Raw genomic sequence first — 18007 nt, 5'->3', positions numbered from 1 at the left:
TAACGTGCAATTCTTATTTAACTAGGAATGGCGCGTTACGACGTTCCGTCTAACACACCCTACAGATACTTATATTTTTTTAAGAATCAAATATGATTCTTATAGTATGTAGTTATGCAAAATTAAATATACATTGTCATTGCGATTAGAGCGTACCCCGTAGGGAAACACGGTTCAGTTAAGCAAATTTATCTGTTAAGGTAGGCAGGGGGAGCAGGGGAGGCAGGGGAAGCAAGGGGAGAGAAAAAAGCTTAACTGAACTGTATTGCCCCGTAGGGGACTTGCTACGCGGAGCTAAACATTTTTGCATACGCACTTATGTACCTTTCTCTGTGATTCACATTACTCACAAACTAAATTCTGCTGCGCCATCTTCATCCACATCTGTATCCTTACCCATAGCAGTAGGTTTAAATTTAGAACCATGAATTAATTTAGCAAATGCAATTCCTGGATTTTGGTGAAGAATATTCAGGACACTCATAAAATCTCGCACAATTTCCCCTGGTGTCAGTAATGCTTCTGCACCCAAGCGATTAATAATTTCTTGCACAAATTCCTTTAACTCACGATTTGTCAAAGTCTGCTCATACCCAAAATTGAGTGCATGAATCTCAGCTAAACGTTGCAGAAGTGTCAATATTTCTGCTTCACTTAACGGGTTCAAACGAATCACTGGCCCTAAATGTTCCTGAACGCCAGATTGTGCAACAAAACGACTTTCTTTTGTGCGTCTTTGCCAAGCCTGGTCTGCAAAAAGTCCCCGTTTGGGGTCTTCTAAAAATTTAGTTGTTCCACCAACAACAATACCAAGATGTTCAGCTTTACATTGCATGGTATCGTTAAACATTGCCAGGAGTCGATTATAATTCTTTTCCCGCGTGACCGTAGTAGATATTTGATATAAATGTACAGCTTCATCAAATATAATCAACAGTCCTTTATAGCCAATTTCAGCAACAAATTTAGCAAACAATTTTATATAATCATACCAACTATCATCGTCAATAATGACGCGCACTCCTAAAGCTGCTTTTGCTTCAACTTTAGTCGTAAATTCTCCACGCAACCAGCGCATTGCAGCATTTTTTAAATTATCATCATCCATTCTATAGCCACGCCAATAAGCGATAATCACGCTACCAAAATCAAAACCATGAACTAAGTCTTCGATATACTGAACTACTTCCCTAATTTTTGATTCAACTTTGTCATCAAAACCATCGTCATTAGGACGCATTTCAGTTTCTTTAACTACTTCTTGTTGAATTTTATTAATCCATCCTTCTAAAATCGAGACTAAAGCACCACCATCAGGACGAGTTTTTGTAGCTAGGTGGCTCATTAATTCTCGATAGGTAGCAACACCTTCATTATTGCTTCCAGCTAATCGCCGTTCAGGGGATAAATCAGCATCAGCGACTACAAAACCTTGCTCCATAGCACGGTTACGAATTAGTTGCAGTAAAAAACTTTTCCCGGAACCGTAGTTACCAATTATGAAGCGAAATGCTGCTATGCCTTCGCCAATATCATCGAGATTTTGTAATAGGCTTTTTAGTTCTTGTTCTCGACCTACTGCTATATATTCAACTCCCATTCTTGGTACTACTCCCGCACCAAGGGAATTAATTAAAGCAGTGGATATCTTTTTCGAGATTTTGAGCTTTGCCATGTATTACACTTCACTTTATTCTAAACGCATAAGCAGTAAGTAAGTTACATATTTACCTTACTACTAATCTGACGAGAGCAATAATAATTTAATTTGACGAACTATGTCTAGCCATGAGGCTTTTATGCATTGCAATCATTTTTTTGACATGAGTGATATGCTCAGGATAAACTTCTGGACTTTCCGAAGCTGAGTTAATTATTAATTCACCAATAGTATCATTTGCCCGTTCATTTATAGAATCAATTAAGAGATTCGGCATAGTGATATTTGCTTCGGCAATTTTTTTAATAGCAGCATTAGGATTATCTTGTTCGACTATAGCTTTTAATACTTGTAGTTCGTATCCTGGGAGATTTTCGAGAAAATCAGTCCATTCTTCAGATATATTATCTGATACCTCAAGTTGCGAAGTATCTATGATTGCTGAAGTTTCAATTATCTCAGAAAAAGGAAACAACTCAGTATCCTCTTCTTGAAAATTATCAACTAAAGGTTCTGGATTAAATGTTTCTATTTGTTGAAGTAATTCCCATACTTGATTTTGCAATGAATCTCGTTCTTCTTGCAATAATGAAATTTGTCCTTGCAATTGCTGTAATTCTGCTTTGTGTTCTGCTAGTTGGGTTTGTGAAGAGTTGAGGATAGCTTGGATATTTTCTCTTTCGGTTTTTGTAGCTATGAGCAATTGATTTTTTTGGGTTGTCTCAACTTCTAGCTCTTGGATTGCAATTCTTAGCTCATATAGTTTTTCTTCTAATTGGGGTTTGAGTCTACCCAAAAGAGTTAAATTACTTTCAACTTCTTGTTTATCGTGCTGGAGTTCCGAAATTTTACTTTGCAATTGGGTGATTTCAGCACGAGATACATTACAATTCGACTCTAGACGGCGCTTTTCTGCTGTGAGGACAGAAAAAGCATTGTTTAATTCTATTTGATTTTTCTGCAAGTTATTGATTTCAATTTGCAGATTATTTATTTCAGTTTCTAATTGCTTTTTCTGTCCGGCAATTGTTCTTAATTCTCGATGCAAACTATCCCTTTGGTTACGGCTTTCTGTTACTTGATTTTGTAATTGTTGTGATTCAGCATATAATAAATTATGATGTTCTTCGATTTGATTAATTTCTCTAACAACACGAGCCTTCAATCCCTCCATTTCTTTAATTCGCTTGCGGAGAGATCCTAAAATAAACATTTCATAATTTCTCCGTCGCTTATCTACAAATAATGCGGCTGCATAGATAGTAACGGCAGTAATTAAACCTGTGAGAAAGGCTTTGTTAAAATCCCAGTTTGGGACGAGGCTAAGTCCAAAACTCACACTAAAGGCAACTATCCCTAGTATAAATCGATTGCTGATCATTACTGATTGCATATTGCTGGTTTTTAGCGTATTGATGAAATTATCAGAATAAGAAACTCTCATATTAATTCGTAATTCGTAATGGACTTCTCTCCGAGACGCTATGTCAACGTCTTGCTTCGCTAACGTAATTCGTAACTAGAATATGCAGAAAACAATACTTCATAAAAAATGCTTTTTATCCGTTGTTCTGTTTGGTTAAATAAGAAGTTTTTAGGACTTATGCAAAAAGAAAGTTAAAGCTTTAACTTTCTGTAGGGGCAATTAATAGATTGCTCCTCAGAACTGGCGCATAACATTTTCTTGTAAGTAAGAAAAAATTCTAATCATGAATGTACTAATTTTAATCAGAAGTGTTGGATGTGTCCTTATTTATATTAAAGAGTCTTAAATCTGCTTTTAAAAAATCAACAAACTGCCGTGCTGTCCTTCCAGAACGACCGTTGTGACGAGTTGCCCATTGTAATGCTTGATATTCCAAATCTTCTTGGGTAATATTAATTTCAGTTTGTGCCACTAGATGTTGTACAATCTTCAAATAAGTTTTCTGATCGGCTGGTTCAAAGGTCAAGGTTAAACCAAAGCGATCGCTAAACGAAAGTTTCTCCTGCATCGTATCCCAAGCATGGATTTCCTCGTTATCCTTGGGGGTAGGTCTATCCACAAAAAATTCCCGAATCAGGTGGCGGCGATTGGAAGTAGCATACACAACTACATTTTGCGGCCGCGCGGTTAAATTACCTTCTAAAACTACCTTGAGCGATTTAAAGGCATCATCATCTTCTTCAAAGGAAAGATCGTCGACAAAGATGATAAATTTTTGTGACACTCCTCGTAAATGTTCCACAATTTCTGGTAAGTCTTTTAAATCAGATTTTGTCACTTCCAATAAGCGGAGACTGCGATTACTGTATTCATTCAACAAAGATTTCACTAGAGAAGATTTGCCAGAACCCCGACTACCATAAAGTAATACATGGAGTGCCATCTCTCCTGATAATAAAAACTCTGTATTTTTCAGCAAAGCATCTTTTTGAGACTCATAACCTACAAGCGCACTCAGCTTAACCGGATCTGGATATCGGATACCGATAAACTGCCCAGCTTGCCAACGCAAAGCGCGATATTCTGCAAATAAACCAGAGCCACATTGCCGATAATAAGCCGCTAATTCTTCTACAGCATCACCCCAATTATCTAATTCTTGTAGATATGTAGCAAACTTTGTCTCTACTCCTACTAATTCTTGCTCTTTATACCACACTACTGGCGAAATGGGCATATGAGCTACACTTTGTATCCACTCACTCAAAGAAGCGCTGCTACATTCATAGAGGCTTTGCAATATTTGTAAATCATGCTGAACTGCTGCTACTAAAGCTGGGGGGAATTCTCCAAATTCTCGGACTTGGGCCAGCTTTGTAAAAGGATTCTTAGAGAAAAGAATTTGAGTAATTAAATAGTCTTCCCAGTTTTGATTTTTAGCAGCCAAAGCATGAAAGTATGTGCCGTAGGCTTGAAGACAACCCCGTGCATCAGAATCAGTGTAACGTATAGCTTGCAACAGTTCTAGAAATGCCATCCCCACTTCGCCTTGGAGGACAGACTGGTACAGTAAAAGTGAGGCCGCTTGACGCTGGAGATGTTGAACTTTTGTATATGAAGAAGTACTTGCTATTGGCATCGCTTAATTATCCATCAATCAACTGTGTGGTCTAGCTATTGAGCTATGGTAAATTGTCTGCTGACCTTGGCAGTAAAGTCAAAATCTACAGATGTATTAACAATGAATTTAAGTATAATTGCTGCTTTTGCCTACGGCATATTAGCGATCGCTGGTGGCATTATTGGCTATATTCAAGCTAGAAGTAGGGTTTCACTGTTAAGTGGTAGTATTAGCGGTTTATTGCTAATACTTGCCGCTTACTTTCAGCTTCAAGGACAAACCTGGGGTTCAATTTTGGCAGTCTTAGTTACTGGTGTTTTAGTGGTAGTGTTTGCATTTCGACTGGCTAAAACACGCAAGTTTATGCCGGCGGGATTAATGACTATTTTGGGTATTGTGGCATTGGTGGTGATGGTAAATCAAATGGTGGCTTTAAGGTAGTATCAATCTCTAAGCAATATCCACCTCTAAAAGTATGCATTGACAATGCAAGGTGATGCATTCACAATGCAAGACGATGCAAAATTTAATTTACTACAAATTAATGAAATCCTTTAGTTCACCGCAAAATCTGCTCAATCATCTGGTTCGCCTGAGAAGCATAACCACCGCCAAATAAATTGAAGTGATTCAAAATGTGATACAGGTTATAGAGAGTTTTTCTTTGCTCATAGTCTGCATCTAAAGGAAAAACCTCGTTATAACCTTTGTAAAAAGCTGCGGGGAACCCACCAAACAATTCTGTCATGGCAATATCAACTTCGCGATCGCCAAAATAAGTTGCTGGATCAAAAATCACGGGTTCTCCTGACGTAGTACACCCGGCATTTCCGCCCCATAAATCGCCATGTACTAAAGAAGGTTGCACCTGGCGATTCGCCAATAGTTCAGGGATAGCTACTAATAATTTTTCTTGCTGCGGGAAACTTGCTCCTCGTCGTCTTGCCAACTGAAATTGATAACCCAGGCGATGTTTAATATAAAATTCTGTCCAGTCTGCTGTCCAAGTATTGATTTGGGGCGTTGAACCAATGGTATTGTTAATTTTCCAACCAAAACCTTGACTACTGCTAGCTTGATGCATCGCCGCTAACTTGCGCCCCATCTCTTCCCACGAATTGCTGTCACCATTACCAAGTTCTAACCATTCCAGCACAATGTAGCTAGAATTCTCAGCTACACCCCAGCAAATAGGTTTTGGGATGCGAATACTAGCTGTTGCTAGCATTTCCTTTAAACCCAATGCCTCAGCCTCAAACATCGCAACTTGAGAGGCTTGGTTTAGCTTGACAAAGTAGGCGATCGCACCGTTGGAAACAGCATAACCTTGGTTGATGCATCCGCCACCAACCGATCGCCGTTGCTGACTCTGGAATTTTTCGCCAGTCACCTGGCTAATATGAGCATTGATTTGAGTCCACATGATTGAATTGGGGATGAGGGGGCAGGAAGGGCGGGGGAAGAAGAACTATTGATTAATACCCAATGCCCAATGTCCCATGCCCCATTTCTAATTTACGGTTTAACGACAACTACACCATAAGCATCTGGAGAAAGATATTCTTTGGCTGCTTGCATTAAGTCAGTTGAATCTTGACTCTGAATATAGTCTGGGTAATTCAAGGCTGGTTCTAAATCTCCTACCAAGGAATGATAATAACCATATAATCCAGTGCGATCGCTTGGTGTTTCGTTGCCAAAAATAAATCTGTTCGCTACTCGCCGCCGCACACGGGCAATTTCTGACTCTGTGACTAACTCAGTTTGGACTTTGCGAATATTTTGAGCGATCGCATCCTCTACTTGTGCTAAATTTTCTACTGCACATTTAGCTGAAATATAAAATGTCCCTTGCAGCTGATTGCTCATATTGCTCACAGAAATTGAAGAAACTAATCCCCGTTCTTCTCGTAAATCCCTTACCAGTCTAGATGTCCTTCCATGTCCCAAAACTCCTGCTAAAACATCCAATCCATAGGTGCGATCTAACTGCGCCATTCCTGGAACCCGCCAAACCATCACTAACCTTGCTTGCTGGAGACTTTCATCTCTAAATTCTCGACGGACAATTTCTGTAAATGGTGACTCAGGATTTAATGGGGAGTTAGTAGAGACGCGATGAATCGCGTCTGTGCTGAGTGTTTTTGTAAATCCTTCCGCAACGATCGCAATTAATTCTTCCACAGGCAAGTTGCCCACAGCTACAGCAGTAATTGACTGGGGTTGATACCAACTATGATGAAAATCCCGCATCTGCTGGGGTTTAAGTTGAGAAATTACCGATTCTGGCCCCAATACTGCACGGCGGTAAGGTAGCTCAGTATATGCTGTTTCCATTGCCCGGCGAAATGTCCGCCGTTGGGGATTATCCTCTGAACGCCTAATTTCTTCTAAAACTACTAATCGCTCACGTTCAAAAGCATCATCAGGAATACTAGCATTTGATACTACATCTATTTGTAGTGGAGCAAGCTGGGCAAAGTCTTTGGGGGCAGTGGTTATATAGTAATGAGTATAGTCTTGGCTAGTAGCGGCATTGGTGACAGCACCCCGTTCTTCAATTCGCCGTTCAAACTCGCCGCTAGCCAGTCTTTCTGTTCCTTTAAAAATCATGTGCTCTAAAAAGTGAGCCATACCGTTAATTGCATCAGATTCTACGGCTGAACCAACTTTAATCCATAAGTTGAGGTTTACAGCTTCAACAGGCATTTGTTCCGCGATGATTGTCAAACCATTAGGTAACTGATGCAGGGTTGGGCTATGAAGACGAGTAAATTTCCGTAGGGTTGAAGTCATTGCTACTTGTGTGAGAAGCTACGTTACTTCTTTATCTTATCCGCGACGGAAAATCTATATATATAAAAAGACCTCTCCCTGGTTTTACTACGCAAAAACTAGGCTGTTGGTTTTGATGGAATTTGGTTTTTTTGGTTAATGCTATTTTTGTGACATATATTTTGTATGATTTTTAACTCCTAAAAAGGCACAGAGTCAACAGCCTAAACGAAACCTGTCCTTCTCCGAGCCGGAGAAAGACAGGTTTGAAATAAATGACAAATTAATAAGCTTTTGTTGGCAGTTGTTGCTCTAATTTCAATAATGCTGCAACTCGCATCTCTGTAGCAGGGTGACTAGAGAATAAGTTACCTAAAAACTGTCCAGAGATAGAATTGATAATTAATAACGGCTCATAAGCTGGATTGGCATTCAAAGGCATCTGCTTTGCTGATGCTTCTAAGCGTTGCAAGGCTCTAGCTAATGCACGAGGATTACCAGTTAATCTAGCCGAACCTGCATCAGCAGAAAATTCTCGGGTGCGCGAAATTGCTAGCTGAATAATTGTTGCTGCTATTGGCGCAAGCATTACTGTTAATAAAACTCCTATTGGATTACCACCTCTGTTGTCATCTCGTGAACTACCACCAAACCATAAACTGTAACTCACCATTTGGGCTAGGAATGAGATAGCACCAGCAACAGTAGCAGCAACGGCTTGTGTGAGGGTATCGCGATTAATAATGTGCGTAAGTTCGTGGGCAATAACGCCTTCGAGTTCATCCTCTGGTAATATATTTAAAATCCCTTCAGTTACAGCCACAGCCGCGTGTTCTGGGTCGCGCCCTGTAGCGAAGGCATTAGCACCTTGACTTGGAACAATGTAAACTCTAGGGATGGGAATGTTAGCGCGATCGCTTAATCTCTGCACCATCCGATAAAGTCCTGGTGCTTCCCTTTCGCTCACAGGCTGGGCTTGATATACTGCCAGCGCAATTTTATCTGATTGATACCAGGAAAATAGGTTTGTTACTGCTGCCAAGCCAACTCCGATAATTAAGCCACTAGTACCGCCAATTACCCAATAACTAATGGCGATCAAAAGTCCACTTAATGCAGCGAGCATTGCAGCCGTTTTCAATTGATTTGTCATATTTTCGCTCTCCTGCTAATGCTGTATAAATTTTCTCGAAAACAGCATTAATATAAGCCACGTCTTGATTCTATCTATCTAAACTTAGATATATGGTACAGAAAACCTATCACAGAAGTACGGTTTTCCCACTTACAGCTATTTTCAGGTAAATAGCTGTAAGTTCAATTTTTAATTGTTAAGAGTTTATACCTTCTGCTTCATACACCTGTTCGCTAAATAGCTGAAAATCTAATTCGCACGCCTTCAAAGCTTCAATGGCTTGTGAGTATCCTTGTGCATCAAACAAATCGCGATCGCGGATTTTAGGCAACCAAGAACGCAGTTTAGTTAATTCCGCTTCGTTCTCTTCCAATTCTGCGAAAGTAAGATTACCTATTTTCCGCTCCTCGCTCAATTCGCTATGCAAATCTCGACATTGCCCCAAAAACTCTTGATATTCTTGATTTACCTGCTGTTGAAAACGCTCTATCAACATAGCGTTTTGCTCAGGTTCATCAATCCAAATGGTAAATAAATCTGCCTCACCACCACCTGCTGTAATATCTGCTTTCAATTCGGCCAAATGGCTCTGCAAGTCTTTCCTCTGTGGTAGCAAGCACACCGACTGCTGTAGGTAAAGTGCGCCCCAACCCTTGAGTTTACGCCAAACATATACCCGTTGCGTCGAAGGCTGTGCAGGTACTTTGTACACCAATAGATTCCAAGATTCTCTATCCATAGAGGTATTGTAACAAGTGTTGCATTCAATTTAATTTATTACTATCTAGATTTATGAAACATCTGTTGCATTTATAAAAAGTTATGAATCTAAACTATAAAGTCGGCAGTATTGACTGGAGTCCCATCATCCAAAGGATGGAAACTCATGGGAATTGTCACTTACCTACATATCCAGGGGATTTAAAAACTGTTTTACTGAATCATGTTGGTTTGGTTCAACATCCTCAAGGCGAGAAAGCCTACCAATTAGCGAGAGAAATTGCCCGATTAACTACCTTTAGTGATGCAGAAATTACTTATTGGTTCTCCAGAATTATAGAACTGATGTAGTAATACTATATTTCACAAATCTCTACAGCCAATTTTTTGGCTGTAGGGGTTTACATATCTCGCAATTGATGTATCAGAAACAGACAATATGCAGCTAAAAAATAAATTTTTCCAGACAATTCCCCGCACTGTTTGGGTATTGGGATTTGTCAGTCTGCTGACAGATATTAGCTCTGAGATGATTCATTCTGTATTGCCCTTGTTTCTGGTGTCCGTTTTAGGGGCGAATGTGTTGACTGTGGGCATCATCGAAGGTATTGCAGAAGCAACAGCTTCAGTTTTGAAAGTTTTTTCGGGAGTATTGAGTGATTATCTGGGACATCGCAAGGGATTAGCGGTGTTTGGGTACGGCTTATCTACCTTTGTGAAACCACTATTTGCTGTAGCTACCAGTTCCACTGGGGTGTTAATAGCTAGATTTGGCGTTAGCGAAGCTCCTCTGTTAGGAGGCTCGCATTGGCAAAGGTATCCGGGTAGCACCCCGTGATGCCTTAGTTGCCGATTCCACTAATCCAGAGGTGCGCGGTGCTGCCTACGGATTGCGTCAATCTCTCGATACTATTGGGGCATTCTTGGGGCCTTTGGCAGCATTTGCCTTAATGAGTGCTTCTAAAAACAACTTCCGCCTCGTTTTTTGGCTAGCACTCATCCCTGGTTTCTTGGCGGTGGCTTTATTAACAGTGGGAGTGCGCGAACCAAGAGCAAAACAAACTCAAGTCAGCCGAAGCAACCCTCTGCAATGGGAAGCTTTACGCAGTTTGGGTCAAAAATATTGGGTACTCGTAGCAGTGGCGCTGCTATTCAATTTAGGAAACTCTAGCGATGCCTTTTTGTTGCTACGAGCCGAGCAAATAGGGATTTCAACCCCACTCATCCCGTTGACATTAGTGGTGATGAACATCGCCTACTCATTCAGTGCCTACCCAATAGGAATACTTTCCGATCGCTTGGGTCGATTTGGGCTACTCGTAGGTGGATTGCTCTTATACGCTTTAGTGTATCTGGGTTTCGCCTTCGTACAAGCACCTTGGCAAGCTTGGGGATTGTTTGCCCTTTATGGTTTGCATTTGGGCATGAGTCAAGGATTGCTGTTAGCGCTAGTGGCAAATAATATACCTGCGAATCTGCGCGGCACAGCTTTTGGATTTCTCAACTTGGCTGTAGGATTAGCGCTTTTACCTGCGAGTTTGCTAGCTGGTGGGTTGTGGCAAACATTGGGATCAGAGGCGACATTTATCGCTGGGAGTTTGTTTGCATTGGTAGCTGTATTATTATTAATCACTCAAAAAAATAAATATTAATTCCATCAAAAGCAAAAATGGTATTCTTAAATCAATGGCGATGGAGCTCGCCAAAACCGCCTTTTCAGTCCTAAAAATCATGATTGAAAGGCTGATGGCTCCTACTTTCTCCGCTAACTGCGGGAGAGTAGGGCTTGGCTAAATGCATCACCTGACTCCCCTGTAGAAAGTGTAAGTCTACAAATCGCCCCGCAAGGAGTCATGGGATGTTCGCCAGAGTATTCATAAAACAGTTTCGTCAATTTGAACCGTTTATTGCATTACCACACCTAATTAAGTGGTTGCCTATTTCCATTGTGGTTGGCATTCTTGCTGGAACGGCTTCTGCGGCTCTTTTGGCATCATTAGAATGGGCAACCGATTGGCGAGAATCCCATCGCTGGATTATTGCCTTGCTGCCCCTTGGTGGCTTCTTAAGTGGTTGGATATATCATCAATTTGGTCGCACTGTGGAAGCCGGAAATAACCTTTTACTAGAAGAAATCCATAACCCCAAAAGTGTTATTCCCTTCCGTATGGCTCCTCTTGTTTTGCTAGGAACAAACCTTACACATTTATTTGGAGGTTCAGCAGGTCGTGAAGGTACAGCATTACAAATGGGTGCTTCTTTAGCAGATCAGTTAACTAAAATATTACATTTTCAAGGAGCCAATCGGCGAATTTTATTAACGGCGGGTATCAGTGGAGGATTCGCTTCAGTTTTCGGTACTCCCCTAGCTGGGACTGTATTTGGTCTAGAAGTTTTAGCAATTGGGAAGATTCATTATGACGCTCTTTTCCCTTCTTTGATTGCTGCGATCGTTGGAAATCAAGTCACCTTGTTATTAGGTTTGCATCATACCGCATACCTACACGCTCCGTCTATACCGACGCTGACAATTTGGGGGCTAATTTCTGCCATTATTGCAGGTGCAATTTTTGGAATAGTAGCGAGATTCTTTGCTAAAGTAACTCACCAAATTAATCACTTATTTAAAACAAAAATATCTTATCCTCCAATGCGTCCTTTAATCGGCGGTGCGATGATAGCAGTAATTGTTGGGTTAACTGGAACAACTAAGTACATAGGGCTTGGTATCCCTACTATCGTCGATTCTTTTTTCACTCAACTACCTCCTTGGGATTTTGCCGCAAAATTGGGAATGACTGCTCTAACTTTAGGAGCAGGTTTTAAAGGAGGTGAAGTAACACCTTTGTTTTTTATTGGTGCAACTTTAGGTAATGCTTTGTCGTTGCTTTTAGCATTACCTACACCATTGTTAGCAGGAATGGGATTTGTGGGTGTGTTTGCAGGTGCAGCCAATACACCGATAGCATCAACCTTAATGGGAATTGAATTATTTGGTTTGGAATCGGGAGTATTTATTGCTATTGGCTGTGTAGTGAGCTATCTATTTTCAGGTCATTCTGGAATTTACTCAGCACAGCGTATTGGTTTGAGTAAATACTCTGCTGTATATTTAGAAGAAGGGGTGACTTTGGCTAATTATGGGCAACCAAAAATTGATTTAGCCGATAATAGCAAAGAAAGAGAAAACAATTCTCAAGAATAATTTCTGGATGCAATTTATGGATAATTAGGAAAGTGCGTAGTTTACCGCCGTAGGCATCGCATCATCAGAGTAGTCATGTATGGGCGATCGTCGCTATCGTATAAAGGAAAGTAGCTACTCAATCAAAAGGAGAGGGGGAAATCGTACATAAATTTGCTGGGCAAAAGGTGTCTGAAATCCTGAAGTACAAGAAGGGTAGTATAAAACAGGCTCCACTCCCAGAAGAATCGCCCAGTTGGGATGAGTTTTGTGAAATGCTATGGGAAGAGATTGAAGCGGGAGCAGAAATAAATCAATCAGGTTTTAAATTTGTTCGCAAGTTATTAAGTGATAAGAGGTTTGACAAATGAAGAATCATGGATTTGGCAAACTAGTTACCTTTCTAAATCAATTGGAACAAGAGAAAATTAGTTACACCTTAGCTCATCATCGGGATGAAACCATTATGGTCAATGTAGCGGTGGCTGGTGAACGATGGGAAGTGGAATTTTTTGAGGATGGTTCGGTTGAGGTAGAACGATTTGTTAGTAGTGGAGAGATTAATGGGGAAGAGGTTTTTAGTGAGTTATTTGCTATGTATTCAGAGCCAGAAAGTCATTCTGCCAAACTTACCCGAAATTCTAAGTTGACAAGCACAACATGAAGCGATCGCGCTTTGTCTAACCTGTAAAATCGAACCTTGAATTTAACTGTTCATCTCAAGGCTAATCATTATTTGTATATGTGACTGCTGGGGAGCGAAGTTCGTATCCGACTATGGCAGAGTAGAGACGGCGTATAACATCTTCAATTTTATAACTTTTATCGCGTAAATCTGGATAGAAAGCCCCTTCATGTAGAATCTTGCTGCGGATTGTATAAGCTTCTTGCAGAATTTCTAATGCCATTTTGTCCTCAGATAAATGAGTTGTAATAAGGCGTTTAATAGCGTGTGATACAGATTCGCGTGTTAGATTCCTGATACTCCCTTCGAGCGATCGCTTTATATCATCAGGTAAATCCACTGAATCTTGCACCTTGTTTAAGGTCTCTTTGACAATCTTTTTTAAGTCTGGGTATTCAAATTTTTTCTGTTCAGCTAATGGCTCAAGTGCCGATATCAGCCCAACAAATCTTGCACGTTCTGTTACCTCTAAACGAGCTGCGGCAAAAAGCTCCATTGAAACAAGTAGCTGTTTATTATTAATTGGGACATTAGAAGTGAAAGTTTGCTCCAATACCTCAACAACTAGACTTGCTCCACTGGTTAACATACCACGAAATTCTACCCCCATCAGCATCCCTTCCTGTGGAGTCCGATCGTATACTACACATGGCAGCGGAGTGTGATATTCTAACCGTAGTGGACATCCTAATGAGACTGCTGCCCACAAAACTTACATCGCAAACTTTAAACCAGCCTCCTCTGCTTCGCTAGCAGTAGCAAAACCTTCTAAATAGGCTGTAAATTTCTGAAACTCAAACTTCTTGTTTTGCCGAGGAATGAGACGAACTATCAGCTCATTACCCAAAATGAGACAACTTTCTCCATCAAAACCAAACTGATTGTTGCCACCAAGAATAATATCAACCTTTGAGCCATAGGGTCTGAGTTGAGGTTTGTCTGCTATTTCGTATCTTGTCTTTGGTAAATGATTATTTGGCATTTGCTAATATTAATCCTCTAAGTATCGATCGTTAGGTAACTTTAACTATAACCTTTAAGATATCCAAAACTGATGCACAACAAACCTACACCTTAAACTTTTCCGTAATTTGCTGAACTGTTTAACTCGCCATTTATTTCACTATTTTACTAAATAGGATCGCAAATTCCAGCATATTTGTTGCTACTGCATATATTGCAATTATAGCAATCTCCACATTTGGCAGTAACTCACAATGAGCGATGCCTAATTGATCATTTACTAAATCATCGCTTCCAATTCTTCCAAAGCTTGAAAACTTCCTACTTGCCAACTACGTTCCACAGTGGTAGGAATAATTTGAGTAATCGCTATATCTTCAAAATTAGGACTGGTGTTAGATTTTATGTATTTCCCCTCTCTCAGCAAATAAATAGAAAGGTTTGCACTGTCATAAATCCATAGTTCTGGGACTCCAATGGCTTCATAAGCATCGAGAGTAGTTTTTGATGTGACATCAGTCTCAATCGCTAAATCTGGTGGTGGATCGTTAGATTGCAAGCGACGATGACCAATCATCTGTTGATAATTCTGAATATAAAAGCAAGCATCAGGTTCAACTCCTGCTACACCTTGTCGTTTAAAAGTGGTAGAACCAAAAGGTTGATACCTGATATTCTTAGCCTTCAGCAATATTTTGACAATATCAGAAATTAAATCTTTAGGTATTTCATGTTCTGGTAAAGGAGCCATAATTTCTAAAGTACCCTGGCTGTAGGCAATTCTGGTAGTTCTTTTTTGTCCCAATTCTTCTAAAATAGATTCAAATTCTTCCCAGCTAACATCAGGAATAGTCACCGTGCTACCAGGTGCTAACTTCATCTGGCTAACAGGTTTGAAAATGGGGATAGCAGCAGTCATAATCAGAATATGAGTAAGCTGAGTTAAATTAATTATCTATCAGGTTACGGTGGATAATATAGCCCACCGTAACCTTTAGACTAATAGATTGAGTTTAACAAAAGCGATCGCTCTACACTTTAAACTTTTCCGTAATCCGTTTCATCGCCTCTTCGACATTTTCCCGGCTGTTAAACGCTGAAATGCGGAAGTAACCTTCTCCCGCAGCACCAAAGCCTGAACCGGGTGTTCCTACAACGTTGACAGTTTGCAGCAGCTTATCAAAGAATTCCCAACTGGATAAACCATTAGGCGTTTTCACCCAAACGTAAGGTGCATTCACGCCACCATAAACTGATAATCCGGCGGCTGTGAGTTTTTCGCGGATAATTTTGGCGTTTTCTAGATAGAAGCTAACTAATCCTTTGATTTGTGCCTGTCCTTCTTCAGAATAAACCGCTTCGGCTCCCCGTTGGACGATGTAAGAAACGCCGTTAAATTTGGTAGACTGGCGACGATTCCAGAGTTTCCATAGTTCTACATCGGAACCATCGGCGGCTTTTCCATTGAGTGTCTTCGGTACCACAGTTAACGCACAACGAGTTCCTGTAAAACCTGCGTTCTTGGAGAAAGAACGAAATTCGATCGCAACTTCTCTTGCACCTTCAATTTCATAAATTGAGTGAGGAAGTGATGGATCGGTAATGTAAGCTTCGTAGGCTGCATCAAAGAAAATAATCGAGTTATTAGCTTTGGCATAGTCCACCCATGCTTTGAGATATTCCTTGGTAGCAGTTGCGCCTGTGGGGTTATTGGGAAAGCAGAGATAAATTAAATCTACTTTCTTGGAGGGAATTTCGGCGGTGAAGTTGTTATTAGCCGTAATTGGTAGATAAACTAAACCTTCAAATTCGCCTTTATCGTTAGCATCTCCCGTATTTCCCACCATAACGTTAGTATCTACGTATACGGGATAAACTGGGTCAGTAACGGCGATGATGTTGTCATGACCAAAGATTTCTAGAATATTGCCGGTGTCGCACTTGGAACCATCGGAGATAAAGATTTCGGAGGCATCAATTTCGGCTCCCCGTGCTTGAAAATCGTGAGTAGCAATTTTTTCCCGTAACCAAGCATAACCTTGCTCTGGGCCGTAACCTTTGAAGGTATTGCGATCGCCCATTTCTTCCACAGCTTTAATCATCGCTGTGCGGCAAGCCTCCGGCAGAGGTTCGGTAACATCGCCAATGCCCAGTCGGATAATTTTAGCATTAGGATTGGCTTCAGCAAAGGCATTCACCCGCCGAGCAATTTCTGGAAACAGATAACCCGCTTTCAGTTTCAGGTAGTTGTCGTTAATAGTTGCCATTATCTAGATTATGAAAAACGCCCTCAAATAGCTTACTGCTAATTTATGAGGGCGGGGAGTGGGGAGTGGAGAGGCAGGGGGCAAGGTGAGAATAACTAATGACTAATGACTAATTAGACATTTACAGGCTGTTTATTATCGGCAATTACAAACTCCGTGATTGATTCTTTACCTGTAATTAATCTTGCTCCACGATTACGGGTGAAATAGTTCCATGCCCACTGAATCATCACTACTAATTTGTTGTTGAATTCAATTAAGAAGTAGATGTGAATCACTAGCCAAAACAGCCATGCAAAGAAACCTTTCAGTTTCATAAAGCCCAAATCTACCACAGCAGAATTGTGCCCAATCATCGCTAAACTACCATGATCGGTATAAGCAAAAGGTGGCAAATTGTTACCTAAAAGCCGCTTTTGGACTAATGTTGCTACATATTCACCTTGCTGTTTCGCTACAGGTGCAACACCAGGTAGCGGCTTACCATTTTGATGAGAAAAATTTGCTAAGTCGCCAATTACAAAAATATTGGGATGTCCTTTAATACTCAAGTCAGGTTCAACAATAATGCGTCCAGCGCGATCGCACTCAGCACCTGTGCGTTCTGCTAGCACTTTTCCCATTGCTGAAGCTTTTACACCTGCTGCCCATAATACCGTTTTTGAGGCAATTTCTTTAACTTCATCGCCTTGTTTGAGGGTAACTGTATCATTTTCAATATTCGTTACCAGTGTTTTTGTCTGGACAATTACCCCCAACCGCGTCAGAGATGCTTCCGCTTCTTGTGATAACTCTGGTGCAAAGGGTGGCAGAATCCGATCCAGCCCTTCTAATAGCAAAATCTTGGCTTCTGATGTGTCGATGTTGCGGAAATCGTCTTTGAGAGTTTGATTTGCCAATTCTGCGATCGCACCCGCTAACTCTACACCGGTTGGGCCGCCACCCACAATTACAAAAGTTAACCAAGCCCGGCGTTTTTCTGGATCGGTTTCTTTCTCTGCGGCTTCAAAGGCCGAAAAAATCCGGCTACGCATTTCTATGGCATCTTCTACAGTTTTCAAGCCTGGGGCGAATTCTTCCCAGTTATCTTTGCCAAAGTAGGAATGCTTCGCACCTGTGGCAACAATCAATGTGTCGTAAGCTATTGCTTCGTTGCCTACAGTCACTTGTTTTGCTTCTGGATCGATATTATTCACCTCTCCCAGCAGCACTTTCGTATTCTTACTCTTGCTGAGGACAGAACGCAACGGTGAGGAAATATCAGCAGGAGATAGCGCACCTGTGGCGACTTGATATAGCAGGGGTTGAAATAGATGAAAGTTACGTTTATCGATCAGAGTAACCTTTACTGCTGCCTTGGCAAGTGTTTTGGCTGCATATAATCCACCAAAACCACCGCCAACAATAACTACTTGATGGGGTGGATTGTTGTCAAGCGAATTTAGCATAAGAAATATTATCCTGTATTCCGACTATTGTAACTATTCTTAACAAATTTGTATCAAAATTGTCATCAGATATTTTGTATTGCTGTTTACATTTGAAGAATGATTAAAGTAATCAAAACTACA

General features: G+C 40.7%; 16 protein-coding genes, 1 pseudogene and 1 riboswitch. Of the genes and pseudogenes, 5 read left to right on the top strand and 12 right to left on the bottom strand.

Annotated elements, in window-relative coordinates; genetic code table 11:
* Positions 1–346: 346 nt before the first annotated feature.
* The 3 genes from GTQ43_RS12945 to GTQ43_RS12935 all read right to left on the bottom strand — a co-directional run bounded on the left by GTQ43_RS12945 (position 347) and on the right by GTQ43_RS12935 (position 4725).
* Entirely contained in the window at positions 347–1675 is a 1329-nt protein-coding gene (locus tag GTQ43_RS12945) for an ATP-binding protein (protein WP_265273019.1), read from the bottom strand.
* 88 nt (positions 1676–1763) lie between these two features.
* Entirely contained in the window at positions 1764–3053 is a 1290-nt protein-coding gene (locus GTQ43_RS12940; protein ID WP_265273018.1) for a tellurite resistance TerB C-terminal domain-containing protein, read from the bottom strand.
* Between the two features lie 331 nt (positions 3054–3384).
* Positions 3385–4725 (bottom strand): ATP-binding protein, encoded by a 1341-nt coding sequence (locus GTQ43_RS12935; RefSeq protein ID WP_265273017.1) that lies wholly within the window; start codon positions 4723–4725, stop codon positions 3385–3387.
* A gap of 102 nt (positions 4726–4827) precedes the next feature.
* Between GTQ43_RS12935 and GTQ43_RS12930 the strand changes: the two genes are divergently transcribed.
* On the top strand, positions 4828–5148 hold the full coding sequence (locus GTQ43_RS12930) for a TMEM14 family protein (protein ID WP_265273016.1): 321 nt from the start codon (positions 4828–4830) through the stop codon (positions 5146–5148).
* 118 nt (positions 5149–5266) lie between these two features.
* On the opposite strand, the gene GTQ43_RS12925 is transcribed toward GTQ43_RS12930, so the two are convergent.
* From GTQ43_RS12925 to GTQ43_RS12910, 4 genes are all read right to left on the bottom strand, one after another.
* Positions 5267–6130 carry a fructosamine kinase family protein gene (locus GTQ43_RS12925; RefSeq protein WP_265273015.1) on the bottom strand — a complete coding sequence of 288 codons (864 nt, stop codon included), beginning with the start codon at positions 6128–6130 and terminating at the stop codon, positions 5267–5269.
* Between the two features lie 92 nt (positions 6131–6222).
* A complete protein-coding gene (locus tag GTQ43_RS12920) occupies positions 6223–7503 on the bottom strand; it encodes a M16 family metallopeptidase (protein ID WP_265273014.1) in 1281 nt (426 codons plus the stop codon).
* Positions 7504–7765: 262 nt separating this feature from the next.
* Positions 7766–8635: a zinc metalloprotease HtpX gene (locus tag GTQ43_RS12915; protein WP_265273013.1), complete on the bottom strand. Its 870-nt coding sequence runs from the start codon at positions 8633–8635 to the stop codon at positions 7766–7768.
* 178 nt (positions 8636–8813) lie between these two features.
* A complete protein-coding gene (locus tag GTQ43_RS12910; protein WP_265273012.1) occupies positions 8814–9356 on the bottom strand; it encodes a Chromate resistance protein ChrB in 543 nt (180 codons plus the stop codon).
* A gap of 83 nt (positions 9357–9439) precedes the next feature.
* On the opposite strand from GTQ43_RS12910, the gene GTQ43_RS12905 reads away from it, so the two are divergent.
* The 4 genes and pseudogenes from GTQ43_RS12905 (at position 9440) to GTQ43_RS12885 (ending at position 13185) form a co-directional block, all read left to right on the top strand.
* Complete coding sequence (locus tag GTQ43_RS12905; RefSeq protein ID WP_265273011.1) at positions 9440–9688, top strand: hypothetical protein; 249 nt, start codon at positions 9440–9442, stop codon at positions 9686–9688.
* Positions 9689–9776: 88 nt separating this feature from the next.
* Positions 9777–10989 (top strand): annotated as a pseudogene (locus GTQ43_RS12895) (MFS transporter).
* Between the two features lie 27 nt (positions 10990–11016).
* A riboswitch (Fluoride riboswitch) is annotated at positions 11017–11100 on the top strand.
* 95 nt (positions 11101–11195) lie between these two features.
* Positions 11196–12542 carry a voltage-gated chloride channel family protein gene (locus GTQ43_RS12890; protein ID WP_265273009.1) on the top strand — a complete coding sequence of 449 codons (1347 nt, stop codon included), beginning with the start codon at positions 11196–11198 and terminating at the stop codon, positions 12540–12542.
* A gap of 346 nt (positions 12543–12888) precedes the next feature.
* Positions 12889–13185: a hypothetical protein gene (locus tag GTQ43_RS12885; RefSeq protein WP_265273008.1), complete on the top strand. Its 297-nt coding sequence runs from the start codon at positions 12889–12891 to the stop codon at positions 13183–13185.
* Between the two features lie 61 nt (positions 13186–13246).
* On the opposite strand, the gene GTQ43_RS12880 is transcribed toward GTQ43_RS12885, so the two are convergent.
* From GTQ43_RS12880 to GTQ43_RS12860, 5 genes are all read right to left on the bottom strand, one after another.
* Positions 13247–13816, bottom strand: coding sequence for a HEPN domain-containing protein (locus GTQ43_RS12880; RefSeq protein WP_265273007.1), 570 nt, complete (start codon positions 13814–13816; stop codon positions 13247–13249).
* Positions 13817–13918: 102 nt separating this feature from the next.
* Complete coding sequence (locus tag GTQ43_RS12875; RefSeq protein ID WP_265273006.1) at positions 13919–14188, bottom strand: hypothetical protein; 270 nt, start codon at positions 14186–14188, stop codon at positions 13919–13921.
* Positions 14189–14449: 261 nt separating this feature from the next.
* On the bottom strand, positions 14450–15088 hold the full coding sequence (locus GTQ43_RS12870; RefSeq protein WP_265273005.1) for a Uma2 family endonuclease: 639 nt from the start codon (positions 15086–15088) through the stop codon (positions 14450–14452).
* A gap of 112 nt (positions 15089–15200) precedes the next feature.
* Complete coding sequence (locus GTQ43_RS12865; protein WP_265273004.1) at positions 15201–16436, bottom strand: LL-diaminopimelate aminotransferase; 1236 nt, start codon at positions 16434–16436, stop codon at positions 15201–15203.
* Between the two features lie 113 nt (positions 16437–16549).
* On the bottom strand, positions 16550–17884 hold the full coding sequence (locus GTQ43_RS12860) for an NAD(P)/FAD-dependent oxidoreductase (protein ID WP_265273003.1): 1335 nt from the start codon (positions 17882–17884) through the stop codon (positions 16550–16552).
* Between the last annotated feature and the right edge of the window lie 123 nt (positions 17885–18007).

Source organism: Nostoc sp. KVJ3, assembly GCF_026127265.1.
GTDB lineage: Bacteria > Cyanobacteriota > Cyanobacteriia > Cyanobacteriales > Nostocaceae > Nostoc.
The sequence above is the reverse complement of the archived record's forward strand: the minus strand, read 5'-3'. Positions and strand labels throughout refer to the sequence as shown.